Here is a 25256-nt window from a genome sequence, read left to right on the forward strand (position 1 = left end):
CGGCTACGGCCGCCTGCCGATGAACGCCAGCAGCCGGGTCTGCTCGTCGGCGTCGGCGGGCACCTCGACCCGCGGGCCGTAGTGACCGCTGGTGCGCAGCATCTCGTCGAGCGGGAGCATGCCCTCGTAGAGCCGGTGTACCTCGGCGGGATCGAGGCGCTCGTCGCCGCCGGTGGCGCGCGCGAGGTCCCAGGTGTGCAGGAAGACGTCGGTGGTGCCGATCATGTCCAGCGTCGCGGCGAACGTCCGGCGGCCCATCGGGGTGTCGCGCTCGGACGCGGCGACCGCCGGGTCGGACAACGCCGCGCGCAGGGTGGCGTCCAGCGCCGTCCAGGCGCCCACCGGGTCGTCGTCGACCGGCGGGATCGGGGCGCCGTCGATGCCCCAGCGGTCGTAGAAGAACGCCGGGATCCACTCGGTGAGGTGGCGCACCACGTCCCGGGCGGCCCATCCCGCGCACGGCGCCGGGGCGTCCCAGGCCTCCGGCGGGACCGCCTCGACCCGCCTGCCGAACTCCGCCGCGATCCACCCGTACCGGTCCTCGTGATCACCCATTGTCCGCCCCTCCCGAGCTGTCGTCCCGGGTTCCGACGTCAGTGACGCCCGGATCTCATCGGTCGGCCAGGCCGCGGCGGGTCAGCAGCGGTCCGATCTCCGGGTCGCGGCCCCGGAAGGCCCGGTAGGCGTCCATCGGGTCGACGGCGCCGCCGCGGGAGAGCAGGGCGCGCCGGAACGCGTCGCCGTTCTCGCGGCGCAGCCCGCCGTGCTCGGCGAACCAGTCGACGGTGTCGGCGTCGAGCACCTCGCTCCAGATGTAGGAGTAGTAGCCCGCGCTGTAGCCGCCGCCGAAGACGTGGTTGAAGTAGGTCGACCGGTACCGCGGCGGCGCGACGGCGATGTCGACGCCCGCCTCGGCCAGCGCGGCGGCCTCGAACGCGAGCACGTCGTCGACGGCGTCGTCGGGGCCGAGCCGGTGCCAGGCCAGGTCGAGCAGCGTGGCCGCGAGGTACTCGGTGGTGGCGAAGCCCTCCCCGAAGCGGCGCGCCTCCCGCAGGCGCTCGACGACCTCGACCGGCAGCGGCTCGCCGGTCACGTGGTGGCGGGCGTAGTTCCCCAGCACCTCGGGATCGTCCAGCCACATCTCGTTGACCTGCGACGGGAACTCGACGAAGTCGCGCGGCACCCCGGTACCGGAGAACGTCGGGTAGCGGACGTCGGAGAGCAGTCCGTGCAGCGCGTGCCCGAACTCGTGGAACAGCGTGCGCACCTCCTCCACGGTGAGCAGGGTCGGCTCGCCGCGCGCGATGTTGAGCGTGTTGAGCACGATCGGGCGCGTGCCGAGCAGGTGTGACTGGGTGACGAAGGAGTTCATCCAGGCGCCGCCGCGCTTGGAGTCGCGCGAGTGCAGGTCGGCCACGAACACGCCCAGCGGCCCGCGCTCGTCGGCCACGTCGAACGTGCGCACCTCGGGGTGGTAGCGCGGCAGGTCGTGGCGCTCGGTGAAGTGCAGGCCGTAGAGCTTGCCGGCGGCGTGGAAGACCCCGTCGTGCAGCACGCGCTCCAGCTCGAAGTACGGGCGCAGCGCGGCGGCGTCGAGGTCGAAGCGCTCGCGGCGCAGGCGCTCGGCGTAGAAGGCGCGGTCCCACGGCTCGATCGGGAAACCTGCGAGCTCGGACAGCTCCGCGGCCTCGGCTCGGGCGTTCGCGACGGCGGGCGCGACCAGCTGCGCGAGCATCGCGTCGATCGCCTCGACGGTGCCCGCGGTGCCGATCTCGACCACCCAGGACGCGTGGTTGGGGTGTCCGAGCAGCGCGGCCCGCTCCGCCCGCAGCGCGGCCGTGCGACCGACGAGCTCGCGGGTGTCGTTGCCGTCGCCGAGCGCGCCGCGGGTGACCGACGCGGTGTGCAGCTCCTCGCGCAGCGTCCGGTCCGTCAGCGACGCGAGCGCGGGCTGCCCGGTCGGCAGCACCAGCGTGATCAGGTAGGCGCCGTCGTGGCCGCGGTCGGTGGCGGCGCGGGCGGCGGCGGCGATCGCGTCGGCGGACAGGCCGTCGAGCCGGGCCACGTCGCGCACCAGCACCGCGGCGTCGTTGGCCCCGGCGAGCAGGCGGGCGCCGAACTCGGTCGACAGCGCGGACAGCTCGGCGTTGAGCTCCCGCAGCCGCTGCTGCTGGGCCCCGCCGAGCCGGACACCGGCACGGACGGCGTCGCGGAGATGGCGCTCCAGCAGCCGCCGGGACTCCGGGTCCAGGCCGTCGGCAGGCACCGCGTCCAGTCGCGCGTACAGCGCCGGGTCGAGCGTGATCGCGTCGGCGTGCGCGGCGAGCTGCGGCGCGATCTCGGCCTCGATCGCCCGGATGCCCGGCGTGCTGCACGAGGCGGCGAGGGTGAAGAACACGGCGCCGACGCGGCGCAGCGTGGCCCCGGAGCGCTCCAGCGCCTCCACCGTGTTCGCGAACGTCGCCGGAGCGGGATCGGCGGTGAGGGCGTCGACCTCCGCCCGCTGCTCGACCATCCCCGCCGCGAACGCGGGCCGGAAGTGCTCCTCGCGGATGGCGTCGAAGTCGGGGAACGCGGGCGCGTCGGGCGAGAGGAGCGGGTTCACGGGTCCACCCTAGGGTCGGCGACATGGCTCAGGTGCGCGTCGGGGTGGCGGCGGTCGTCGCCGACGGGGACCGCTGGCTGGTGCTGCGCCGCCACGGTGCGCACGGCGCCGGGACCTGGGGGCTGCCGGGTGGGCACCAGGAGTTCGGGGAGTCGCCCGAGCGGACCGCGGTGCGCGAGGTGGCCGAGGAGACCGGGCTGGCCGTGGTCGCCACCGCCCGGCTGGGCTTCACCGACGACCCGATGCCCGAGATCGGGCGGCACTACGTGACGCTGTTCGTCGCCTGCACGGTGACGGGCGGGCGGGCGCGGGTCGCGGAGCCGGACAAGGCGTCGGAGCTGGCCTGGATGACACCCGACGAGCTGCGCGGCCGCGACGACGTCTTCGCCCCGCTGCGCCGGTTCCTGCAGCCCGCCCGGCCGATCGGCGATTGACCGTCCGCGGCGGCCCGGACGACAATCCGACCGACGGAGGAGGGCGGTCGCATGACGGTCTGGGACGTCACTGCGCGGCCCGACCACGAGCAGTTCGGCTACTGGCACGAGGTGATCTGCCAGGCGTTCGTCCCGCTGACCCCGCACCGCACCGACGACGCTCCCGGGTTCGCCGCGCGGGTGGAGACGCGCCCGCTGCACCGGGTCGTGCGCGCGCACATCCGGTCCCGACCGCAGCGCACCACGCACGGCCCGTCCGAGGTCTCCCGCACCGACGGTGCGTACTACTTCGTGAACCTGCAGGTCGCGGGCCGCTGCGCGGTGCGGCAGGGCGCCACGGAGTCGGTGGTCGGACCGGGCCAGTTCACGGTGGTCGACACGAGCGAGCCCTACCACTTCGACTTCGACGCCCCGTGGCAGATGCTGTCCTACCGGCTCCCCCACGACGTGCTCGACGGACGCCCCAGCGCGCTGGGCCGGCGCCTGGGCGGGTGCTTCGACGCGGCCGGCCCGGGCCGCGTGGTGGCATCGATCCTCACGTCGCTCTGGGACGTCGACACCACCGCGGGCCCGGCCGCCGATCTCGAACACGCGCTGGCCAGCGCCGTGACGGCCACCGTCGCGGGCGGACCGGTTCCCGACCGGCCCCGGGACCTGCTGCGGGCCGCGGTCCTGCGCCACGTGCGCGGACGGCTCGGCGACCGGACGCTGTCGGTGCGCAGCGTGTGCCGGCGCTTCGGGATCGCGCCGCGCACCCTGCACGCGGCGTTCGCCGACGGGAACGGGTCGTTCGCGGCCACCGTCCGACGGCTGCGGCTCGAGCGCAGCGCGGCCCTGCTCGCCGACCCGGACACGACGGCCACGGTCACCGCGGTCGCGCTCGCCTGCGGGTTCGACGACCCGGCGTCGTTCAGCCGCGCGTTCCGCCGCGAGTTCGGGTGCACGCCCACCGAGGTCCGCCGCTCGGGCGGTGCCCGAACTGCACAGCCACCGTGCGCGCAGTGACAAGACTGCGCGGCGGGCCGCACGGAGGCTGAGCTCCCCGACCCGTCGACGGAGGAGCACCCGTGGTCTCGTTCTCGCTGTCCCCCGAGCAGGAGCAGCTCACGCAGGTGGCACGGCAGTTCGCCGAGGCCCACCTGCGGGATCTCGCCGAGGCGGTACGCGCCGAGCCGGACCCGCCGCGCCGCGCTGCCCTGGCCCGCCCGGCGTTCGAGAAGGCCGTCGCGGCCGGGTTCCTCAAGGGGCTGATCCCGGTGCCGTTCGGCGGCGCGGCGGGTAGCGGTGTGGACGCGGCGATCCTCGTCGAGGAGTGGGCGGCGCACAGCCCCGACTTCGTCATCTCGATGGCCGGCCCGCTGATCGCGCTCGTCCCGGTGTACGCGGCGGGCACGCCCGAGCAGATCCACCGGTTCGTGGCGCCCTTCCTCGCCGACTCCGGTGCCCCCGTCGCCGCCATGGCCTACTCCGAACCCGGGGGCAGCGCGAACTTCGACGCCCCCGCCCCGGCCGAGGGCACCCGCACGACGGCCGTCCCCGACGGCGACCACTGGGTCGTCAACGGGCGCAAGGCGTGGGCCTCGCACCTGCCCGGTTGGGACGGCGACGGGCCCGACATCATGACCATCGTGTGCCGCGCCCCGGGCGGGGTGTCGGTGATCGTCGCCGAGCGCGAGCACCTCGCCGGCCACATCGAGGTGGAGGACTACTACGACCTCCCCGGCCTGCGCGGCTGCCTGACCGCCCGGATCCGGCTCGTGGACGTGCGTGTGCCCCGGGCGAACCTGGTCGGGCGGGAGGGCCAGGGCGTCGAGCTGACCCGCGCCGCGTTCGTCGGCAGCGGGGCGTCCATCGGCACGTTCGCCGTGGCCGCGATGCGGCAGGCCTTCGACGTCGCGCTGCGGTTCGCGTGCACCGAGAAGCGCGGCGGGGCCGTGCCGATCATCGAGCACCAGGCCGTCGCCGACGTCCTCGCCGACGCCAAGGCCCGCATCGAGGCCGTCCGGCTGCTGTCCTGGCGGGCGCTGGACGCGGCGCTGTCCCAGCACCCGTCCGGCCTGGAGTGGGCGCTGCACGCGAAGGTGCTCGGCTCGGAGACCGGCGTGGCGGTGATCAACGATCTGATCGGGCTGGTGGGCGTGTCAGCCTACGACAACGGCTTCCCGCTGCTCCGGTACCTCCACGACGCGCTGGCCTACCCGGTCATCGAGGGGTCGAACATCGGCGTGCGGCGGCGGCAGATGCAGGCGCTGCTGCAGGCCGACGGCTACGACCCGCTGGCGGCGTCCGGCCTGGCGTGAGCGGCGCCGAGCAGCTCGGCCGCGCGCTCCCCGATCGCCACCGCCGTCGCGGCCGGGCCGCGGCGCGGAACCGTCGGCAGCACCGAGGTGTCGGCCACCCGCAGTCCCTCCACCCCCAGCACGCGCAGCTGCGCGTCCACGACCCGGCCGATCGCCGCGGTGCCGCACAGGTGCACCGACGTGGTCAGGTGGGCGGCGATCCAGCCGTCGAGGGCGCGGTCGTTGCCCAGCACATCGCCCCCCGGTTCGACGCGGCGGCCGACCCCGGCGCGGAGCAGCTCGGCGGCGGTGCGGATGGCGTGGCGGAGCCGGCGGCGGTCGTGCTCGGTGCGCAGGTAGTGGTAGTCGATGCGGTCGGCGGTCAGCTCGCCGCGGCTGTCGGGGCGCTGCAGCGCGCACATGAGGTGGCGCGGCCCGCCGGGGGCGAACGGGCGGACGAACGCCAGCACCTCGACGTCGCCCGCGGGGTCGGCGCCCGCGTCGAGGTTCAGCGCCGCCTGGCTGCCGGGAGCGTGCGGGTGCGGCGCCGGGTCGTCGTCGACGAAGGGGACGAAGACGGCGGGGTGGTCGGAGAAGCCCTGCCCGACCGGGAGGTCGACGCGCGGGCGCCCGGGCCCGATCCCGGAGCGCAGCAGCAGCCGCGGCGTGCCGACCGCCCCGGCCGCGAGCACGACCTGCCCCGCCTCGATCACCTCGCCGTCCGCGAGCACGACGCCACACGCGCGGGAGCCGTCGAACAGGACCCGGTCGACGTCGGCGTCCCCGCGCACCGACACCGGCCGGTACGCCATCGCCGCGTTGACGCGCACCCCGTCGACGCTGTTGCTCGGCACCGGCCCGGCGCCCGCGGTGGCGCCCGCGTTCTTGTCGGGCTCGGCCGGGAAACCCAGGCGCTGCGCCGCGTCGAGGAACCGCGTCGCCGCCGGGTGCAGCAGCGCGCCGGACGGTCGGTGCACGGGAACCGGACCGGTCGTGCCGTGCACCGCGTCGGACTCCGCGCGCCGGTAGCAGCGCCGCAGGTCCGCCCAGGTGAAGCCGGGACCCCAGCCGTCGGCGTCCGCAGGGGTGGCCCACACCCAGTTGGCGCCGTTGATCGCGCTCGACCCGCCGAGCCCGCGGCCCCGCGGGACGACGTGCGGCTGCCCGGTGCGCAGCTCGGCGTCGTAGGACCAGTTGTACGGCCCGGCGGTCGGGAGCGAGGCGACGTCACGCTGATCCGGGGAGAGCACCACCGGCCCGGCCTCCAGCAGCAGCGTGCGCGCCCCGAGGCGCCCGGCGAGCGCGCAGCCCGCCGACCCGCCCCCCACCACCACCACGTCCCACACGAGGGCAGGATGCACCGGTGGCCGATCTCGCGCACGACCTCGCCGACTTCATCGCCATCTCGCCGACGCCGTACCACGCGGTGGCCGAGGCCGTCCGCCGGCTGCGCGCCGCCGGGTTCACCGAGCAGTCCGAGACCGGGCCGTGGATCGGCGGTCCGGGCGGGCGCTACCTCGTGCGCGACGGCACGATCCTGGCCTGGTCGGTACCCGCGGGCGCGGAGCGCGGCTCGCCGCTGCGGGTGTTCGCCGCGCACACCGACTCGCCGACACTGAAGGTCAAGCCGAACCCGGACGTCGGTGCGGGCGGGTGGCGGCAGGCGGCCGTGGAGGTCTACGGCGGTGCGCTGTGGAACTCCTGGCTCGACCGTGACCTGGGCCTGGCCGGGCGGCTCGCGCTCTACGGCGGCTCGACCGTGCTCGTCGACGTGCACCGCCCGCTGCTGCGGGTCCCGCAGCTCGCGATCCACCTCGACCGCGGCGTCAACTCCGAGGGCGTCAAGCTCGACGCCCAGCAGCACCTGCTGCCGGTCTGGGGCCTGGGCGCCCCCGACGAGGGCGACCTGATCGACTTCGTGAGCGGCGAGGCGGGCGTCGATCCCGACGAGGTGGCGGCCTTCGACCTCGTCGTCCACGACGTGCACCCGCCTGCCCGGCTCGGCGAGCACGAGGAACTGCTCGCGGCGCCACGGCTGGACAATCTCGCGTCGGTGCACGCCGGACTCGGCGCACTGCTGGCGGCGGCGCAGCGCGCGGACGGGGTCATCCCGGTGTTCGTCGGCTTCGACCACGAGGAGATCGGCAGCAACACGGCGACCGGGGCCGGCGGGCCGCTGCTGGAGACGCTGCTGACGCGCCTGGCCGGTGGGTTCGACGCCCGCGGCCCGGTGTTCGCGGCGTCGCGCTGCCTCTCGGTGGACGTCACCCACGCCGCCCACCCGAACTACCTCGGCCACCACGATCCCGGGCACCGCAGCGTGCCCAACGGCGGCCCGGCCCTGAAGGTCAACGCGAACCAGCGCTACGCCACCGACGCCCCGGGTGCGGCGGCGTGGCAGCGGGCCTGCCGCGACGCCGGGGTGCCGACGCAGGTGTTCGTCGGGAGGAACACGGTGCCCTGCGGGTCGACCGTCGGCCCGATCGTGGCCACGCGGCTCGGCATCCGCACCGTCGACGTCGGGATCCCGGTGCTGTCGATGCACTCCGCGCGCGAGCTGTGCGGGGTGGAGGATCCCGCGCACCTGGCCGCGGCAGCCACGGCGTTCCTCACCGACCCGTCCTGAGCGCGCTCGGCCCGGGAACGCGCCGCCGAGGAGCCGTCCTGATTGCAGGAAGGCCACCTTCATGCAATCTCGTTGCGTGAAGGTGGCCATGCTGCAACTCGGCGCGCCACCGCGACGGAACCGGCGCACCATGGAGGGATGACGAGCGCGCTGACCCGTGAGGACCTCGGGCTGTTCGGGCCCGGCTCGGTGACCTGGCGGGTGCACATCGAGCCGGTCATGTGGGTGGCCGGGTTCCGGGCGCTGCTGCTGCAGTCACTGGAACCGCGGGTGATGGGCGGGACGTACCAGAACTCGGCGCTGTTCGACCCGGCCCGGGCGTGGTCGCGGTTCCAGCGCACGGTCGAGTTCGTCGGCACGCGCACGTTCGGCAGCACCGCGGACGTCGAGCGGTCCGCGGCGCGGGTGCGAAAGCTGCACGCGGGCCTGCGCGGGTTCGACCCCGACACGGGCGAGACCTTCCGCCTCGACGAGCCCGAGAACCTGCTGTGGGTGCACGCCACCGAGGTGGAGTCCTACGCGCACGTCGCGCTGCGAGCGGGCATCGTCGACGGCCCCGGCGCCGACGCGTACCTGGCCGAGAGCGTGCGCGCGGCCAGAGTGATCGGCCTGATCGACGCGCCGTCGTCGCGTGCGGAGATGGCGGCATACCTCGAGCGTCGCCGCCCGGACCTGCGCCTCACCGACGAGGCACGCCGGGCCACGATGAACCTGTTCGCCCCGAAGGGCCGGGCCCCGCGCACGGTCAAGGTGGCGATCCCGGCGATCGCCACGCTCGCACTCGCCACCCTCCCGCGCTGGGCCCGGCGCTGCTACGGGCTTCCCGGGCTGCCCACCACCGATCTCGGCGCCACGATCGCCCTGCGTTCCCTGCGTGCCGCGTCCGACCTGCTGCCCGACGTCCCCGCGCCGCCCAACATCGAACGTGCCCGCCGCGCGGTGCGCGGGCTCACCTGAGGGGCCGGGCCCGCAGCCACCACGGCAGCGCCAGCGCCGCGAGCAGCCAGACCCCCACGATCGCGGCCGGGCCACCGGCCGCCCACACCCCGAAGAACACCAGGCCGACGGTCTCCACCCCGAACCCCGCCACGGACGTGACGGTGGCCCGGGCCGAACCGTCGATCCGTTCCTGCAGCCGGGCGTCGACGACGACGAGCACCAAGCAGTAGAGCCCGTAGAACACCGCCACCACGACCAGGCCGGCCGGGTAGCCGAGCAGGCCGGACCCCCCGAACAACACCAGCGACCCGCCGAACACCAGGCCCAGGGCCCACGGGGGCAGCCGCATCGCAACGCCCCCGCAGGCCGCTCCCGCGGCGCCGGCCACCGCGATCACCAGCATCGCCGACGGCACGAGCTCGACCGGCACGCCCTGGTCCTGCGCCAGCAGTGGGAAGTACTCGTCGACGGCGTCGAATCCGCCGACCACCGCCGCGGCCACCAGCGCGGTGCGCACCGGCCGGCTCGCCGCCGCCTCCCGCACGCCGCCGACCAGCGTGGCGACGTAGCCGTCCCCGTCCCCGCCGTCGTCTGCGTCGGTACGCGCGGGTTCGGGCAGGAGGGTGGCGAACGCCGACGCACCGAGCGCGACCCCGACGCTCACCCAACCCACCAGCGGGTAGCCGCCGAGGGCGTACAGCGCGGTTGCCGCCAGTGTCGCCGGGACCTGCGACAGCAGCTCCGCGGAGACGACCCGGCCCTGCACCCGCGCGTAGTGCTCCTCGGCCCCGACGGCGGCGAGCCCGTCGTAGAGCAGCGCCTCCTGCGCACCGGAGATCAGGGCGCCGCCCAGCGCCCACGCCACGAACCCCGCGGCGAACCCCGCGAACCCGGGCAGCGTGACCCACAGCGCGAACCCGCCCGCCTGGAGCAGGCCGGCGACGACGAGGCAGCTGCGGCGGGAGTACCGGTCGGCGAGCGCACCCGAGGGGACCTCGGCGGCCAGTCCGACGGCGCCCCAGATCGCGAACAGCGCGGAGATCTCCGCGTCGGTGAGCCCGGTGTCGGCGAAGAGCAGCGCGTACAGCGGGTAGAGCGGGATCGAGTCGGCCAGCAGCGCCCACCCGACCATGCGTCGGGCGAGCGGACGGGCCGCGGGCGGTACCGGACGTCAACCAGGCATGGCGCGGACCCTAGCTCCACCCCGACCCTCGGGCACCCGAATTCCTCGCCGGTCCGTCGGGCCGGGGGCGGGAGCTGCGCATGTCGCGCTCATCTGCGCATGTCCGGACCTGCGCAGATGGCCGGAAGGTACGCGGATGCGTCGGCTCGCGGGACCGGGCGGGGGCAGGAGGCCGCCCGGAGGCGGCCACCTGGCGTCCCCACACCCCCTCGGGCCCGGCGGCGCACGCGGGTCGGGGCACCGACCTGCGCCGCCTGGAATCCTGCCGAGAACCGCGGCGTCCGTAACGGGGAGGACTGGCCAGACCGGACCCGATCCGGCTGCATCCTTGCCCGAAGTCCGCACCTGCATGCAAGATCTTGCATCGTGGACGAGCCTCTGCGCATCCTGGTGGCGTCGCCGCTCGGACGCATCATCGAACCGGCGCTGGCCGCCCGGTTCCCGGCGGGCTCGGTGACCGTCGCGCTCGACCGGGCGCAGGTCGTCCGCGCGGTCCGGGGCCGCTTGCGCCACGACATCGTCGTCTCGGACCTGATGTGGAACTCCGAGGCCGAGTTCACCTTCGACGGCCTCGACGTGCTGCAGATCCTGCGCGACGCGGACCGGGCGTCCCCGGTCGTAATGGCGACGCAGGGCCACGGCGCGGAGCGCGACCACCTGGAGGAGGTCGTGGTGCACGAGGAGGTCCGCGGGATCTACTCGAAGTCGGCGGGCCCGCAGGTGCTGTTCGAGATGGTGCGCGAGGTGGCGGCGGGTGGCACCCCGGCGCGCCCGGAGCAGCCCGCGATCCCGCCGATCCACGCCTACTTCGCGCACGGGCGCGGGCGCACGGCGGGTCGCATGGCCGGGGCGATCGCGTCGGGGCGCGCGGTCAGCCACCACACGCTCGCCGCAGCCGCGAACGTCCGGTACGACACGGCGGCGAAGATCGGGCGGGAGTACCTCGGCGACCTGATCTGGCGGCGCGGCGAGCACGGCGAGCCGACGGTGCCCGCATCGGTGGTCTATCGCTGGTGCGGAGAGCACGCGCGCTACATATTGAGCTGGTGTCGCCGTCACGGCCACGCCGATGTGGCCACCCGCGTGGTCTCGGAACCGATGAAGGAGCATGTGCATGATCCGCGAGGCTGAGCTGTTCGTGATCTCCGAGCAGGTGCTGGTCGAGGTGATCGGGCGGGTCCGGCCCGGCGACGGTGCGACCGTGCTGCCGCCGCTGTTCCCCGGACACGACCGTCCCACGCCGATCACCGAGGCCATCGCGCGGCACGCCCGCGACGACGCGGCGGTGCCCGAGGCGCTCGGCGGCACCGCCGGGGAGGTCGGCGACGACCCGGCCGCCGCCGTCGGGCGCCTGGCCGAGGCCGCCTGCGCCGCCGCCCGCACGGTCACCGACGGGGAGACGAAGGTCGGCGACGTCACCGTCCGCGACCATCTCGTGCGGCTCGCCGTGGCCCGGTCCTTCCTCGCCCACGACATCGCGATGCACCTCGGGTCGCGGGCCTGCCCGCTGACCGAGGAGCAGGCGAGGGGCCTGTGGGAGATCACCGAGCCGGAGGCGCAGTACTGGCGGGACCAGGGGATCTTCGCCGAGCCGCTGACCCCGGTACCCGCCGACGTGTCCTGGCGCGACCGCTTCCTCATGTCCGCCGGCCGCGACCCCCACGCGCTCGACCACTGATGGATCCCTGCCTTCTCACCGCGCGTGAGATGGCGGGTGCGCTCCGGCGGCGGGAGATCTCGGCACGCGAGCTGGTGACCGCGCACCTGGAGCGCATCGAGGAGGTCGACGGCGACGTCAACGCGGTGGTGACGCGCGTGCCCGAGCGCGCGCTCGCCGCGGCCGACGCCGCCGACGCCCGGCTCGCGGCCGGGGAGGCGGTGGGCCCGTTGCACGGCCTGCCGGTCGCGCACAAGGACACCCACCTCACCGCCGGGATCCGCACGACGTTCGGTTCGCCACTGCTCGCCGACCACGTGCCCGACGCCGACGAGCTCGTGATCGAGCGGATGCGCGGCGCGGGGGCGATCACGGTCGGGAAGACGAACGTGCCGGAGTTCGCGGCCGGGTCGCACACGTTCAACCCAGTGTTCGGCACCACCGCCAACCCCTACGACCTCACCCGCAGCGCCGGCGGGAGCAGCGGCGGCGCGGCGGCGGCGCTGACCTGCGGCATGCACCCGCTGGCCGACGGCTCCGACATGGGCGGGTCGCTGCGCAACCCCGCGTCGTTCTGCAACGTCGTGGGGCTGCGTCCGTCACCGGGCCGGGTCCCGACGTATCCGAGCACCGCGCCGTGGGCGACGTTGGCGGTGCAGGGCCCGATGGCCCGGACCGTCGCGGACGCGGCGCTGCTGCTGTCCGTGCTCGCCGGCCCGGACCCGCGCTCGCCGATCGCGCTGGCCGCGCCGGGCTCCACCTTCGGCGTGCGCCTGGACCGTGACCTCCGTGGTCTCCGGGTGGCCTGGGCCCCGGACCTCGGCGGCGCCGTCACCGTCGATCCCGCGGTCACCGCCGCGCTCGCCCCGCAGGCCGCGGTGTTCGAGGAGCTGGGCTGCGTCGTCGAACCGGCCTGTCCCGACCTGCGCGGCGCCGACGAGGTGTTCCGCACCTGGCGGGCGTGGCTGTTCGCGCTGTCGATGGGGCCCACGCTCGACGCCCACCCCGGCCGGCTCAAGCCCGCGCTCGCGGCGAACATCGCCGACGGCAGGCGCCTGAGCGGCGACGACCTGGCCCGGGCCGAGGTCGCCCGCACCGCCCTGTTCCACCGCATGCGCGAGTTCTTCACCCGCTACGACGTGCTGCTCGCACCGGTGTCCCAGGTGCCGCCGTTCGAGGCGACGCTGGAGCACCCGGCCACGATCGACGGCGTCCCGCACCCGCACTACCTGGACTGGATGGCCTCGGCGTACCTGATCTCGGCCACCGGGCACCCGGCGCTGTCGGTGCCCGCCGCGTTCACGCCCGACGGGCTGCCCGTCGGGCTGCAGATCGTGGGCCCGGCGCACGGTGACCTGCTGGTGCTGCAGGTCGGCCACGCGTTCGAGGCGGCGACCGGAGCGGGGCGGCGACGGCCTACGGGTCGGCGATCCCGACGAGCCTGAGGGTGCCGGACCCGTCGGCGCGCACCAGCGGCTCGGTCTCGGCGAGGTCGTGCACCGTCGACTTCCCGGTGCCGGACACCCCCGGCACCAGCACGGCGCTCACCGGACGCCACCGGGCAGGTCGGCGGCGAGCCACGCATCGAGCTTCCCGGGCGCCCGCAGCACGCTGATCGCGCCGTTGCGCTCGAGCACGGCCAGAGCGACCTGCTCGCACCGGGTGATCCCGGCCAGCCGCAGCCGCTGCCGCAGGTCGTCCTCACCGACCCGCGCACGGCGCAGCGCCTGCAGATCGACCCGGCCGTCGTCGACGAGCACGACGGGGTCGTTGGACAGCAGCCCACCCACCCGCCGCCGCCCCAGCAGGAACAGCCGCTGCAGGACGAACAGCGTGCCCAGCGCGATCAGCCCGGCTCCGAGGGTGGGCACCTGGAGCAGCGAGGCCCGGCCGATCACGGCGCCGAGCGCGACGACGCAGGCCATGTCGGTACCCGACATCGACGACAGGCTGCGCTGGCCGAACAGCCGAACCAGAACCAGCAGGGCGAGGTACATCCCGATGGTGGCCAGCACGACAGCCGCCGCGGAGGACAGGTCCACCCCGAGTCGGTCGGTGATTGACATGGGCCCATCCTGCCCCGCACCAGCGGGGCCCCGACCTGCCGACCACGACGGCCGGCTCACCGCGACCGCGTCGCCGCCCAGGGATCGACGAGCACGTCGGCACCGAGCAGGTCCTCGACCTTGCTCAGGATCTCGGGCGGCACCGGCCCCGGGCCCGGCGCCCGCTCCCAGGCGCGCCGCAGCCCGATCAGCGCCTGCAACAGCGACGGGCACCGGTCACAGTTGCCGAGATGCTCCTCGACCGCCGCCCGGCGCGGGCCGGACAGCGCACCCTCGGCGAATGCGGGTGCGTCCGCCCGTGCGGCCCGGCACTCCGGCGCCGGGCGCCCGGCCCGCTCGGCGGGAGTGGCCAGCTCCCGGACCAGCCGTATCCGCCCGCGCTGTACGCGCTTCTGCACCGCGGCGGTGGTCAGCCCGCACACCTCAGCCACCCGCCGGGCCGTCCAACCCTCGCCGTCATGCAGGGCGAGGACGGTCCGGTCCGCCGTCGGGAGCCGCGACAGGGCCGCGCGCAGCGCCCGCACGTCCGACGCCCGGCAGGCCAGCGCCGCGGGATCGTCGACCTCGAAGTCGCCGATGTCATCGGGATCGGCCGTCCCGGCCGAGCCCGCACGGGCCCGCCGCGTCGCGCGACACAGGTCGATCGCCCGGTTGACCAGGATCCGGTGCAGCCACGTGGACACCGCCGCCCCTCCGCGGAAGCCGGAGCGCTCACGCCAGGCCCGCTCGACGGTGTCCTGCACCAGGTCGTCGGGCTCGGTCGGCGGGCAGGCGATCCGGTGGGCGACCCGGCGCAGCCGCGGCAGGGCGGCCACCAGGGCGGCCCGCAGCTCCGGTTCCTGCACCCCGCGAGTATGCCGGTCCGCGGCACGGGGCCGCGGACCGGAAGCGCTCACCCGCCCGTCCGCGACCCGCCGCGCAGACCCACCCCGAACAGCGGCCCCAGCAGGCAGAAGTTGAACACCCCCGCAGCCAGCGGCACGAGACCGACGACCGCGAGGACCACCCCGCCGATGCCGCCGACCACCGCCAGACCGACGACGATCAACACGATTCCGGCCAGGATCCGGGTCAACCGCCCGGCCGCGCTGCTCATGAAACCGACGAATCCCATCGGGACCTCCTTCCGACGGTGACCGTCACCGTCGGAAGGTAGGACGTCACGGGGCAGCAGATGTGGACACCCGGGTCACCGGACCGGGTGTCGGCGCCGCACGTCGTCGAGCACCAGCCGTGCGGCGTCCAGCGGGCCGGTCGACCGCGTGGTCCGGGCGAGCAGCATCCCGCCCTCCAGCGCGGCGAGGGCGACGGTGGCCTCCCGCTCGGCGGTCTCCCCGTCGCATCCCTCGGCCCGCAGCCCGTGGGCGATGCCGCGGATCCAACCGCGGTAGACCGCGGCGGCCGCGTCGCGGACGGCGGGCGCCGCGCCGACCGACTCCAGCGCTGAGCAGGCGATCGGGCAACCCTCGACGTAGCCGGAGTCGACCAGTTTCCGCTGCCAGTGGTCGAGCAGGGCGTGCAGCCGATCGACCACACCACCGTCCGCCTCGGCGAACACGGCGGCGACCTCCCGGCCGGCCCGGACGACCGCCTCGGCCGCCAGGGCCTCCTTGCTCCCGAAGTGGTGGTAGAGCACGCCCGACGGGACCCCCGCGACCTCCAGGACCTCGGCCACCGCCGTGGCGTGGTAACCGCGACGGGCGAACACGCGCACTGCGGAGTCCAGCAGCCGCTCGCGGGCCGGGCTGGGGCGGGTGCGCGGGGCCAAACGTCACTCCTCGGGCCGCAGTCGGACGATCGGTCAGCCTAGCCGCACTCCCCGCCCGGCACCGGGGACCGCGCCCTCGGAGCGCGGCCCCGCCGGAAATCGGTCGGTGTCGGTTTGGGCCCGACCCGCACGGCTACCCGAGGGACTCCGCTCATGACACCGAGGAGGACCAGTGAAAGCAGTCGTCTACCAGGGCCCGTACGACGTCCAGGTCACCGACGTCGAGGACCCGCGCGTCGAGGCCCCGACCGACGTGATCGTCCGGATCACCACCACCGCGATCTGCGGTTCGGACCTGCACATGTACGAGGGCCGCACCGGCGCGGAGTCCGGGCTGGTGTTCGGGCACGAGAACATGGGCATCGTCGAGGAGGTCGGGTCCGGCGTCACGAGCATCAGGAAGGGCGACCGGGTCTGCATGCCCTTCAACGTCGCCTGCGGGTTCTGCACCAACTGCCTCGCCGGCAAGACCGCGTTCTGCCTGACGGTCAACCCCGGCTTCGGCGGCGGCGCCTACGGCTACGTCTCGATGGGCCCCTACCGGGGGGGCCAGGCCGAGTACCTGCGGGTGCCGTTCGCGGACTTCAACTGCCTGCCGCTGCCGGCGGGTACCGAGCACGAGAACGACTTCGCGATGCTCGCCGACATCTTCCCCACCGGCTACCACGGTGCGGCGATGGCGCAGGTCTCGCCCGGTGACACGGTCGCCGTCTACGGCGCCGGACCGGTCGGCCTGATGGCCGCCTACTCCTCGCTGCTGCGCGGCGCCTCCAAGGTCTTCGTCGTGGACAAGGTCGCCGACCGGCTCCGGCTGGCCGAGGAGATCGGGGCGGTGCCGGTCGACTTCAGCGCCGGCGACCCGGTCGAGGCGATCAAGGAGGGCACCGGCGGGCACGGCACCGACAAGGGCATCGACGCCGTCGGCTACCAGGCGACGGTCTCCGCGGGCGAGGAGCAGCCCGCGGTGGTGCTCAACCAGCTCATCCACACCGTCCGCGCCACCGGCCGGATCGGCACCGTCGGCCTGTACCTGCCGTCGGACCCGGGCGCGCCCAGCCCGGAGGCCGCCGAGGGTCGGCTGCTGATCGACATCGGCACCTTCTTCGAGCGCGGCCTGACGATGGGCACCGGGCAGGCCGACGTGAAGGCCTACAACCGGCAGCTGCGCGACCTCATCATCGAGGGCCGGGCCACGCCGAGCTTCGTGGTCTCCAAGGAGCTGCCGCTGACCGAGGCGCCGGACGCCTACGCCCGCTTCGACAAGCGCGAGGAGGGCTACAGCAAGGTCGTCCTGCGCCCGCGCGACCTCGCCGGTGTCTGAGACGGAGCGTTCCCCGGCCGGTGGCACGGTCGGGGAACGCCCGCCGTCGCCGGCCCGGGTCCGGCTCGGGGCCTGGGCCGCCGAGGCGGTCGGCACCTTCTTCTTCGTCTGGCTGGGCACGGCGACGGTGCTCGCGACCGCCCAGCTGCTGACCCCCGACGCCGCACTGAACAGCGCGGCGATCAGCCTCGCGTTCGGGTTCGCGGTGCTCGTCGCCGTCTACGCGGTGGGCCACCTGTCGGGGGCGCACATCAACCCGGCCGTCACGATCGGCCTGGCCGTCGTGCGCAGCTTCCCGTGGCGCGCGGTGCCCGGGTACCTGGCCGCGCAGTCCGTCGGCGCGCTGCTGGCCGCGCTGAGCAACTGGGCGATCTTCGGCCTGGACGGACGCGCCGCCGAGCTCGCCCTAGGCGCCACCACCCCGGGGGACCGGGGGGCGCCCGCGGCGCTGCTCGCCGAGTTCCTGATCACCTTCCTGCTGATGGTGACGATCATGGCGACGGTGCTCGACGACCGTTCGCCCGGCCCGCTGGCGCCGGGACTCGCCGTCGGGCTGATGGTGGCGGCCGGGATCTTCGCGACGTTGCCGGTGTCGGGTGGCTCCTTCAACCCGGCACGGACACTGGCACCGATGCTGGTGAGCATGCAGTTCGACGGCTGGTGGGTCTACGTGATCGGGCCCGTGTCAGGAGCGGTGGTGGGCGCGCTGTTCTACCGTCACGTCCTACGGCCCGCGGCCGCTCCGGAATAGGCGATCCGGGCGACGCGCGGCCGATCCGACATGACCATGCGAGACGACTCGGGGGTGACCGAGGGGTGACCGGGGGTGCGGGTAGGAAGGTTCCTGCGACGGATCGGCGTCGCCGCCATCGCTTCGGCCCTCGTGTTCCTCGCCGTCGTGATCGCCCTGGTGGTGTTCAGCAGACCTCCGGTACCGCACGGCGACGGCACGACGCTGGACTTCGGGATTCTCCGTACCGACGCCGGGGAATTGCCTGCACTGCAGTTCTACGAGGCTCGGGACGGGCAGGAAATGCCCTACCGCCATTACCCGAGCCCGAACGCCAAGAATGTGCTCGTCCTGCTGCACGGTTCGGCGTATCACAGCAGCTATCTTCAGCCGCTGGCAAGCCATCTCGCCCGGAACGACATCGCCGAGGTGTTCACCCCAGATCTTCGCGGCCATGGCCCCGAGGCCGAGCGGCGAGGCGATGTCGCCTACATCGGCCAGGTCGAGGACGACGTCAGCGATCTGGTGCGCCGGTTGGGACAGCGAGACGAGCGCCCGGTCGTACTCGGCGGACATTCGAGTGGCGGCGGAACGGCGATACGGTACGCGGGTGGCCAGGACAACGCGGCCGTCGACGGCTACCTGCTGTTGTCGCCCTACGTCCACTACAGCGCACCGACGATGCCCGACGGCGGCAGTGAGTGGACCGACGTCGCCACGCCGAGGATCGTCGGGCTCAGCATTCTCAACACTCTGGGAATCACCGCGTTCAACGACGAGTACGTCATCTCCTTCAACATGCCGAACGCGGTGCGGGACGGCACCGAAACCCTTCGCTACAGCTATGACCTGCAGATCTCGATGCACCCGAGGGACGACTACGGATCGGACATCGCGGGCCTGGACGGTCCGTCCCTCCTCGTGGTCGGCGCACAGGACGAGACGTTCGAGCCGGAGGCGTTCCGGCCGCTGTTCGCGCAGTACTCGCCCGACACCGAAGTACGGATCCTGGACGGTCTCGCTCACTTCGGTGTCGTGACGGAGCCTGCGGCGCACCGCGAGATCGCCGAGTGGTTGCGGAGCGTCGGCTGAACCCGGATCCGCCGCAGGGCGGGCACGACATCACGTCCTGAGTTCCGCGGTTCGTCTGCTCCTCGCGCGGGCGACGCGGTACGGCGAGACTCACGATCATGGTGCTGAGCTGGCGGAAGCGGAGGGATTTGAACCCCCGGACCCTTGCGGGTCTCTCGCTTTCAAGGGACGGACTTGGGGGTCCGCCCTAGTCCAACCGGTGCGCTGTAGTGCGCCGTTGTGCTCGCCGCGGACCCGGGAACACCGGGCCGGACGATGGCGAACGAGACCAGAACTGAGACCAGACCGGGCAGCGCTCGTGATCATGGAGCAGTCACACCGGACGACGACAGAGCCGGCTCGGTCGACGGCGCACCAGTACCCCGACGCTCGATCGGGGCGTTCGTGATGGGCGCACAGATCGGCACGGTGGACATCCCTTCTGCTGGCGGCGCCGCACCAGACCGGCTGCGGCCGGTTGGCCCCGGCCGCCCTGGGTGCGCCGGTGGCTGGCACCCTGGGCAGGCCGCTGGCCCAACCGGCAAGCACGACGGGACCGGGGCGCCGCCGGCCGGCGGCGAAGGGCTTGTCCCATCTGCCATAACTGTCCGCACCCTCGACGAACACACTCGGGCGGACGTCGGCGAACTGTGGCGACCGGCGTTTCCCAGACCGGAACTGGTGGCGGCCGCGGCCGACCTGCTGCCCTCGATCACGGAGCAGTCGGGCAGGGACGCAGTAATCGGTGAAGGACCGCGCTGGGAGATCGTCGTCAGCCCCGGCGTCATCCGCGTCCGCACCCGCGACTACGCCCGCGCCGAACGCACCCACGAACGCCAGCTGCGCCACCACCAGGCCGGTGTCGACATACGCGCCGGCTACCTCGCGGAGGGCCGCGACGTCCCCGAACCGCTGCCGACCCGCGGCACGATCTGCGCCTGGAGCGCGAAGTCCCGCGCCCGGCTCATCGCCCGGCTGTCCGACCTCGACTACACGCGCCTCTATGGCCGGTACCGGACCTGCACCGACTGCGGCACCGAGCACTCCGACCAGCTCGATCACTGCCCGGCCTGCCGCTCCCCGCGCGCCGCCATCGTCGATCGCACCGGCCGACTCCCCGCCATGCTGACGCTGACCTACCCGGGCGACTGGCTCACCGTCGCCCCCGACGCCGAGACGGTCAAGCGGCACTTCTGGGCGCTCTGCAAGCGCTACGAACGCACATGGGGCGAGCCGCTGATCGGGCCATGGAAGCTGGAGTTCCAGCGCCGCGGCGCCCCACACTTCCACATCTCGACCACTCCCCCGATGGGCTTCACGAGCGTCTATGACCCCGACGCCGGCCGCATCCGGTCCGTGGACTTCCGCACCTGGCTCTCCCTGACGTGGGCCGAGATCGTCGCCCACCCCGACGCCGAACAGCGCCGCCGGCACCGCCTCGCCGGCACCGGCGTGGACTACGCCGAGGGCATCAAGCTCACCGACCCGCGCCGGATGGCGGTCTACTTCGCCAAGTACGGCACCTCCGGTGGCAAGGAGTACCAGCACCGTGTACCGGCCGAGTGGTGCAGCGCCGTCCTGGTCTGTGATGACTGCGGCGTCGAGTACGACGCCGACAGCGACGAGTGCCCTGACTGCGGAGGCCTCGACGCCGAGCTCGTCGACCACACCAGCGGGCCCGGCCGGTTCTGGGGCTACCGCGGTCTGCGTCCCGTTCTCGCTGTCCGTCAGGTCACCCCGGCCATCGGCATCCAGGCTGGCCGCGTCTTGCGGCGCTGGTACAGGTCGAAGAGGCTCACCAGGCAGATCACCGTCGAGCGCGTCGAGCAGTCCACAGGCCGCGTCTACACCCGGCGGACGCGGGTGCGAAAACGGCTGTTCGCGCACAACCGCGGGTTCGCCTGCGTCAACGACGGGCCCGCATACGCCTCCCAACTTGCGCGATACCTCGTCGACCTGACCACGTCGTCCTCCCTCCACCACGTGCCCGAGCTGGCTCTCCCTCGCGGCGCAGGCAACGCCCGATCAGGAGCGGGGGCGGGGGCATCGGTGGAGCGCCCTACCGGACGAACGACCGATGCCCCCGCCCCCGCTCCTGATAGCCCGTCGGGGGCGCCGTGAGGGAGAGCCCCAGCCCACCCATCTCCCGAGCGGTGTCGGGTCCAGGGCGGAGCCATGGCCGCCGGAGGCGACCTCGAACGCTTGGGTGTCTCGTAAGGGGATCCCTCTGCGGGACGGGCGCCGCCCCTTGATGCTCGTCGTCTACTTCACCGCGATGACGTCGATGGTCTTGATGTCGGGGTCGGTGGCGAGCAGGTCGGGTCCGACCTGACCCAGGGCCGCCGGGATCTGGCCGTTGAGGTGAGCCTGACGCCCGTCCTCACCCTCGAACGTGTCGAAGATGCCGTAGGTAGTGTCACTAATCTTGAAGGCGTACCACGTCACGGTGTCATCCTCGGCGACAGCGAGTTCCCGGCCCCGCTTCAGGAAGTCGCCCAACTCATCCCCCTTGCCGGGCTTGGCTTCCAGCAGGGCGAGCAGTCCTCGGTCGACAGCCATCGGTGGTTCCTCTCGTCGGTGTCTCCCGAACCTACTGGCTAGGTCCCTCCTTCTACCGGGGGCCCCCAATTCGAAGTGTGCTGACATACGTGTCGGCGCCGCCGTGGTGCGCGATAATCGGCACACCGCAGGCGCGGCCCACACACTTGTGGCGGTCATCCAGGCCTCTGAACCGCCCCGGCGTGTCCGGAGGCTCATGGGGTTGAGTGGCCGGCCTCGGTGAGGGCGGCGTGTTGACGGTAGTGCGCCGCTTCGAGTTCGGCGGGTGGGATGTCGCCGCAGGCCTCGAACAGCCGGCGGTGGTTGAACCAGTCGACCCATTCCAGGGTGGCGATCTCGACCTGCTCGACGGTCCGCCACGGCCCCCGCGGTTTGATCAGCTCGGTCTTGAACAGCCCGATCACCGACTCGGCCAGGGCGTTGTCATAGGCGTCGCCGACCGATCCGACCGACGGGTCGATGCCGGCGGCGGCGAGGCGCTCGGTGTAGGCGATCGAGGTGTATTGCGACCCGGCGTCGTGATGACAGATCAACCCGGACAGGTCCTCGACGCCTTCGCGTTGACGGGTCCACACGGCCTGCTCCAGCGCGTCGAGCACCAGCTCGGTGCGCATCGTCGTGGCGGCGCGCCAGCCCAGGATGCGGCGGGCGTAGGCGTCGAGGACGAAGGCCACGTAGACCATCCCCGCCCAGGTCGGGACATAGGTGAAGTCCGCGACCCAGGTGCGGTTCGGGGCCGGCGGGTCGAACCGTCGCTCCACCAGGTCCGCCGGGCGCGGCGCGGCCGCGTCCGCGACGGTGGTGCGGACCCGGCGACCACGACGGGCACCGACCAGGCCCAGCTCGCCCATCAGCCGCTCCACCGTGCAACGGGCCACGGCGATGCCTTCGCGGTTGAGCGCGAGCCACACCTTCCGGGCGCCGTAGACGCCGTAGTTCTGGGCGTGCACCCGGGCGATGTCGACCTTGAGCTGATCATCACGCAGCGCCCGCTTGCACGGCTGCGCCTTCGCGGCGCGAGCAGCGTAGTAGGTCGATGGGGCGATCGGGCAGCCGTGCTCGGAGAGCACTCTGCAGATCGGCTCGACTCCCCACCGCAACCCGCCCGCGTCCTGCTCGGCGTGGGCGGCGATGAACCTCACGAGCGTGTCGAGGGCCGGTCGAGCTCGGCCGCGAAGAAAGCCGACGCCGCTTTCAGGATCTCATTCGCCCGGCGCAGCTCGGCCACCTCATGCTTGAGCCGCTTGATCTCCGCGGACTCCTCCGTGCTCCCGCCCGGTCGCTGGCCCTGGTCGATCTCGGCCTGGCGGACCCACTTGCGCACCGTCTCCGCCGTCCCAACGCCGAGTTTCTGCGCGACCGCGCCGATCGCGGCCCACTGCGAGTCGTAGTTCGGGGTCACCTCGGCAACCATCCGGACCGCCCGCTCACGAAGCTCCCGCGGGTAGGGCTGGGCGCGATAGGTCATGACTCCATCTCCTCAGAAGATCGAGTCTCCCGACACACCGGGGCGGTTCACTCGGGGACCTCCATCGAGCGTTCGGTCAATATGTCTCAGGCGCGTTCTGTGGGTTCATGTGCTCGCGAGGACGACCTTGCCGATGGTGTGGGCGGCGATGGTGGCCGCGGTGCGGGTGAGCAAGCCGTGGAAGGTGTGGGCGCCGTGACGTGCCAGGTCCGGACGAGCGGCTGGACGCGCGAGCGGGTTCATGATCTCGGCGAGGCGCACGCCTCGGCCCTGTTGCGAGCGTTCGGGTGCGTCTCGCGGCGATCGTGGCTCCGGTCAGGCCTGCGGCGTGGCCCCGTGGTGGCTGAACGTCTGGCGGTAAGCCGTCGGGGTGGTTCCGGTCACCGCTCGGAAGTGGCGCCGCAGCATCGGTCCGGTCCTCATGCCGCACTCCTCGGCCACCTGGTCGACGCTGCGGTCGGTGGTCTCCAGCAGGCGTCGGGCCAGCATGATCCGCTGGTCGAGGAGCCACTGCAGGGGCGTCGTGCCGGTCTCGACGCGGAAGCGGCGGGTGAAGGAGCGGCGGCTCATCCCGGCGTGCCCGGCCATCTGGTTGATCGTCACATCACGGTCGAGGTGGTCCAGCAGCCAGGTCTGGGTGGCCGCGAGGGGGTTGAGCAAGGCGGGTGACACCGGCCGCTCGATGTACTGGGACTGGCCGCCGGGCCGGTGCGGTGCCGCCACGAGGTAGCGCGCGCACCGGTTGGCGACCTCGGCCCCGTGGTCGGCGCGGACGATGTGCAGACACAGGTCGATGCCCGCGGCCAGCCCGGCCGAGGTGAGCAGTTGCCCGTCGTCGATGAACAGCACCTCGGGGCGCACCTCGATCGCGGGGTGCCGGGCGGCGAGCTCCGGAGCGTAGAACCAGTGGGTGGCCGCCTGCCTGCCGTCGAGCAGTCCGGTGGCGGCCAGGATGAATGCGCCGGTGCACAGTGACGCCAGCCGGGCACCGCGGCCGTGGGCGGCACGCAGGGAGTCGAGCACCTCGTCGGGTACCTCGGTGGTGATCGGGTCGGTGCCGGGCAAGATGATCAGGTCGGCGCGCTGGAGGAGATCCAGGCCGTGCTCGGTCTGCAGGACAAGGCCCCCGCTGGTGCGGACCCGCCCACCCGGGGCGCAGACGGAGTGCTGGTAGCGATCGCCGAGCACCGAGGCCGGCGCTCCGAAAACCTGCCCTGGGATGCCGAGGTTGAACGGCACGACGTCCTCGACAGCGAGGACCGCGACGAACACAGGCATGGCCCGAACTGTACGCAAATTGTCCCGTGGGCCACTAGTTAGCCCATATGGAGTAGTGGATCCTCGCCTCACCGGCGGTCACGGTCCGAGACCGTTCCCCGACCGTCAGTGACTGAATGTACTCAACGAGGAGATCCAGCATCCCCATGCGTAGAACAACCCTCATCGCCGCGGTGTGTGCCATCGCGGCCACGGTGCTCGCGGCGTCCCCCGCCGTCGCGGCGACCCCCACGTCCGACATCGTCGAACTCCCCATCACGTTCCAGGTCAAGAACACCAACCGCACCCCGGTGCTCTGCCAGAGTGACGGCAAGGACTACACCGTCCGCGGCACTGTGATCGCCCCCCGCGATGCCCTGGACAGCGGCGACGCCGCCACCCTCTACCTGCACGCCGTCACCTGGGGCCAGTACTACTGGAACTTCAAGGGCGTGCCGGACTACGCCTACGCCCGCCAGCTCGCGGAGAAGGGCCACGTGTCCGTCGCGGTCGACCGGCTCGGCTACGGCGACAGCGACCGGCCGCCCGGCCTGGACACCTGCTTCGGCTCCGAGGCCGACGTCGCGGGACAGATGGTCGACGCGCTCCGCTCGGGTGACTACGAGCTCGACGGCGGCGAGGGCACCTCGTTCGAGAAGGTCTTCATCGGCGGCTCGTCGGTCGGTGGGCTGATCTCGCACATCACGGCCTACTCGTTCCACAATGTCGACGGCGTGTTCAACATGTCGTGGGGCGACTTCGCCGCCTCGGCGTTCACGGCCGTGGAGCTCGCCGACGTGCTCAAGCGCTGCGCGCAGGGCGGCGACCCGGGTGCGGACCCGAACTACGCCGCGTTCTTCAAGAACTCGCGCGAGAAGTTCTATTTCAACAGCGCCACCCAGGACGTGCGCGACGCCGTGCCTGCGCTCAACCCGGACCCGTGCGGCCAACTCAGGTCCATCCCCGCAGGCATCGTCTCCGACGTCCTGCACAACGGCGAGATCGACGTGCCCGTGCTGGTCATGTTCGGTGACGCCGACGCGGTCTTCCCGCCGCCGGCCGCCGACCAGCAGGCGCTGCGCTACACCGGCAGCCCCGAGGTCACCAAGGTGATCATCAAGGACGCGTCGCATTACCCGAACGTGGAGGCCAACCACCTCGACGTCGTCAACGCCGTCGACACCTGGTTGACGCGCAACGGCGGCTGACCAGCGGCACCCCAACCCGGCCGTGGGGGGGGGCCCCGGGGGGGGGGGCCCGCCCCGGGGCCCCCCCCCGCCACACGGGCCAGGG

At 73.2% G+C, this 25256-nt stretch carries 26 protein-coding genes; 13 read left to right on the forward strand and 13 right to left on the reverse strand.

Annotated elements, in window-relative coordinates; translation table 11 throughout:
• Nucleotides 1–3: 3 nt before the first annotated feature.
• Both Q1K26_RS05680 and Q1K26_RS05685 read right to left on the reverse strand, forming a co-directional pair.
• A complete protein-coding gene (locus Q1K26_RS05680; RefSeq protein WP_300008143.1) occupies nt 4–555 on the reverse strand; it encodes a TIGR03086 family metal-binding protein in 552 nt (183 codons plus the stop codon).
• 55 nt (nt 556–610) lie between these two features.
• Complete coding sequence (locus tag Q1K26_RS05685) at nt 611–2605, reverse strand: M3 family metallopeptidase (protein ID WP_300008144.1); 1995 nt, start codon at nt 2603–2605, stop codon at nt 611–613.
• Nucleotides 2606–2628: 23 nt separating this feature from the next.
• Between Q1K26_RS05685 and Q1K26_RS05690 the strand changes: the two genes are divergently transcribed.
• The 3 genes from Q1K26_RS05690 to Q1K26_RS05700 all read left to right on the forward strand — a co-directional run bounded on the left by Q1K26_RS05690 (nt 2629) and on the right by Q1K26_RS05700 (nt 5339).
• Complete coding sequence (locus Q1K26_RS05690; protein WP_300008146.1) at nt 2629–3039, forward strand: NUDIX domain-containing protein; 411 nt, start codon at nt 2629–2631, stop codon at nt 3037–3039.
• A 51-nt stretch (nt 3040–3090) separates the two neighbouring features.
• Nucleotides 3091–4044 (forward strand): helix-turn-helix domain-containing protein, encoded by a 954-nt coding sequence (locus Q1K26_RS05695; RefSeq protein WP_300008148.1) that lies wholly within the window; start codon nt 3091–3093, stop codon nt 4042–4044.
• Between the two features lie 62 nt (nt 4045–4106).
• The gene (locus Q1K26_RS05700; RefSeq protein ID WP_300008150.1) at nt 4107–5339 is read left to right on the forward strand and encodes an acyl-CoA dehydrogenase family protein; all 1233 of its coding nucleotides are present in this window, start codon (nt 4107–4109) and stop codon (nt 5337–5339) included.
• Here the strand turns inward: Q1K26_RS05700 and Q1K26_RS05705 are convergent.
• Nucleotides 5306–6664 carry a GMC family oxidoreductase N-terminal domain-containing protein gene (locus Q1K26_RS05705; RefSeq protein WP_300008151.1) on the reverse strand — a complete coding sequence of 453 codons (1359 nt, stop codon included), beginning with the start codon at nt 6662–6664 and terminating at the stop codon, nt 5306–5308. The two genes, Q1K26_RS05700 and Q1K26_RS05705, sit on opposite strands and share 34 nt — an antisense overlap.
• Nucleotides 6665–6681: 17 nt before the next feature.
• On the opposite strand from Q1K26_RS05705, the gene Q1K26_RS05710 reads away from it, so the two are divergent.
• Both Q1K26_RS05710 and Q1K26_RS05715 read left to right on the forward strand, forming a co-directional pair.
• Nucleotides 6682–7944, forward strand: coding sequence for a M18 family aminopeptidase (locus tag Q1K26_RS05710; protein WP_300008153.1), 1263 nt, complete (start codon nt 6682–6684; stop codon nt 7942–7944).
• Nucleotides 7945–8082: 138 nt separating this feature from the next.
• Complete coding sequence (locus Q1K26_RS05715) at nt 8083–8901, forward strand: oxygenase MpaB family protein (protein WP_300008155.1); 819 nt, start codon at nt 8083–8085, stop codon at nt 8899–8901.
• Here Q1K26_RS05715 and Q1K26_RS05720 read toward each other — a convergent pair.
• On the reverse strand, nt 8894–10015 hold the full coding sequence (locus Q1K26_RS05720) for an MFS transporter (RefSeq protein ID WP_300008157.1): 1122 nt from the start codon (nt 10013–10015) through the stop codon (nt 8894–8896). The two genes, Q1K26_RS05715 and Q1K26_RS05720, sit on opposite strands and share 8 nt — an antisense overlap.
• A 417-nt stretch (nt 10016–10432) precedes the next feature.
• Here Q1K26_RS05720 and Q1K26_RS05725 point away from each other — a divergent pair, with 417 nt between their 5' ends.
• From Q1K26_RS05725 to Q1K26_RS05735, 3 genes are read left to right on the forward strand one after another with little or no spacing between them, the layout of a single operon-like run.
• Nucleotides 10433–11197, forward strand: coding sequence for a hypothetical protein (locus Q1K26_RS05725; protein ID WP_300008159.1), 765 nt, complete (start codon nt 10433–10435; stop codon nt 11195–11197).
• A complete protein-coding gene (locus Q1K26_RS05730; RefSeq protein WP_300008161.1) occupies nt 11181–11744 on the forward strand; it encodes a hypothetical protein in 564 nt (187 codons plus the stop codon). The genes Q1K26_RS05725 and Q1K26_RS05730 overlap by 17 nt, the downstream gene beginning before the upstream one ends.
• Entirely contained in the window at nt 11744–13168 is a 1425-nt protein-coding gene (locus Q1K26_RS05735; RefSeq protein ID WP_300008163.1) for an amidase, read from the forward strand. The genes Q1K26_RS05730 and Q1K26_RS05735 overlap by 1 nt, the downstream gene beginning before the upstream one ends.
• On the opposite strand, the gene Q1K26_RS05740 is transcribed toward Q1K26_RS05735, so the two are convergent.
• The 5 genes from Q1K26_RS05740 to Q1K26_RS05760 all read right to left on the reverse strand — a co-directional run bounded on the left by Q1K26_RS05740 (nt 13140) and on the right by Q1K26_RS05760 (nt 15557).
• The gene (locus Q1K26_RS05740; protein ID WP_300008165.1) at nt 13140–13271 is read right to left on the reverse strand and encodes a hypothetical protein; all 132 of its coding nucleotides are present in this window, start codon (nt 13269–13271) and stop codon (nt 13140–13142) included. The genes Q1K26_RS05735 and Q1K26_RS05740 overlap by 29 nt on opposite strands.
• A complete protein-coding gene (locus Q1K26_RS05745; protein ID WP_300008167.1) occupies nt 13268–13789 on the reverse strand; it encodes a YetF domain-containing protein in 522 nt (173 codons plus the stop codon). Before Q1K26_RS05745 ends, Q1K26_RS05740 begins: the two co-directional genes overlap by 4 nt.
• A 56-nt stretch (nt 13790–13845) precedes the next feature.
• Nucleotides 13846–14634 carry an RNA polymerase sigma factor gene (locus tag Q1K26_RS05750; protein WP_300008169.1) on the reverse strand — a complete coding sequence of 263 codons (789 nt, stop codon included), beginning with the start codon at nt 14632–14634 and terminating at the stop codon, nt 13846–13848.
• A gap of 47 nt (nt 14635–14681) precedes the next feature.
• Nucleotides 14682–14903, reverse strand: a complete 222-nt coding sequence (locus tag Q1K26_RS05755; RefSeq protein WP_300008171.1) for a YgaP-like transmembrane domain — start codon at nt 14901–14903, stop codon at nt 14682–14684.
• 75 nt (nt 14904–14978) lie between these two features.
• Complete coding sequence (locus Q1K26_RS05760) at nt 14979–15557, reverse strand: TetR/AcrR family transcriptional regulator (protein ID WP_300008173.1); 579 nt, start codon at nt 15555–15557, stop codon at nt 14979–14981.
• A 172-nt stretch (nt 15558–15729) separates the two neighbouring features.
• Here Q1K26_RS05760 and Q1K26_RS05765 point away from each other — a divergent pair, with 172 nt between their 5' ends.
• The 4 genes from Q1K26_RS05765 (at nt 15730) to Q1K26_RS05780 (ending at nt 20800) form a co-directional block, all read left to right on the forward strand.
• The gene (locus tag Q1K26_RS05765) at nt 15730–16878 is read left to right on the forward strand and encodes a glutathione-independent formaldehyde dehydrogenase (protein ID WP_300008175.1); all 1149 of its coding nucleotides are present in this window, start codon (nt 15730–15732) and stop codon (nt 16876–16878) included.
• The gene (locus Q1K26_RS05770) at nt 16871–17629 is read left to right on the forward strand and encodes an MIP/aquaporin family protein (protein WP_300008177.1); all 759 of its coding nucleotides are present in this window, start codon (nt 16871–16873) and stop codon (nt 17627–17629) included. The genes Q1K26_RS05765 and Q1K26_RS05770 overlap by 8 nt, the downstream gene beginning before the upstream one ends.
• Before the next feature lie 75 nt (nt 17630–17704).
• Nucleotides 17705–18700: an alpha/beta fold hydrolase gene (locus tag Q1K26_RS05775; protein ID WP_300008179.1), complete on the forward strand. Its 996-nt coding sequence runs from the start codon at nt 17705–17707 to the stop codon at nt 18698–18700.
• A gap of 660 nt (nt 18701–19360) precedes the next feature.
• Nucleotides 19361–20800 (forward strand): hypothetical protein, encoded by a 1440-nt coding sequence (locus Q1K26_RS05780; RefSeq protein ID WP_300008181.1) that lies wholly within the window; start codon nt 19361–19363, stop codon nt 20798–20800.
• A 141-nt stretch (nt 20801–20941) separates the two neighbouring features.
• Here Q1K26_RS05780 and Q1K26_RS05785 read toward each other — a convergent pair whose 3' ends face one another.
• The 4 genes from Q1K26_RS05785 to Q1K26_RS05800 all read right to left on the reverse strand — a co-directional run bounded on the left by Q1K26_RS05785 (nt 20942) and on the right by Q1K26_RS05800 (nt 23984).
• Nucleotides 20942–21238 (reverse strand): antibiotic biosynthesis monooxygenase, encoded by a 297-nt coding sequence (locus tag Q1K26_RS05785; protein WP_300008183.1) that lies wholly within the window; start codon nt 21236–21238, stop codon nt 20942–20944.
• Between the two features lie 194 nt (nt 21239–21432).
• Nucleotides 21433–22706, reverse strand: a protein-coding gene (locus Q1K26_RS05790) for an IS3 family transposase (protein ID WP_300008185.1) whose coding sequence is annotated in 2 segments (ribosomal slippage) — nt 21433–22421 and nt 22421–22706 — 1275 coding nt in all. Because the reading frame shifts where the segments join, the coding sequence is not laid out codon by codon here.
• Nucleotides 22707–22811: 105 nt separating this feature from the next.
• Nucleotides 22812–22967: a hypothetical protein gene (locus tag Q1K26_RS05795; protein ID WP_300008187.1), complete on the reverse strand. Its 156-nt coding sequence runs from the start codon at nt 22965–22967 to the stop codon at nt 22812–22814.
• Between the two features lie 54 nt (nt 22968–23021).
• The gene (locus tag Q1K26_RS05800) at nt 23022–23984 is read right to left on the reverse strand and encodes a helix-turn-helix domain-containing protein (RefSeq protein ID WP_300008189.1); all 963 of its coding nucleotides are present in this window, start codon (nt 23982–23984) and stop codon (nt 23022–23024) included.
• Between the two features lie 146 nt (nt 23985–24130).
• On the opposite strand from Q1K26_RS05800, the gene Q1K26_RS05805 reads away from it, so the two are divergent.
• On the forward strand, nt 24131–25171 hold the full coding sequence (locus Q1K26_RS05805) for an alpha/beta hydrolase (protein WP_300008190.1): 1041 nt from the start codon (nt 24131–24133) through the stop codon (nt 25169–25171).
• Nucleotides 25172–25256 lie beyond the last annotated feature (85 nt).

Origin of the sequence: Pseudonocardia sp. (genome assembly GCF_029263155.1) — a bacterium.
Lineage (GTDB): Bacteria > Actinomycetota > Actinomycetes > Mycobacteriales > Pseudonocardiaceae > Pseudonocardia.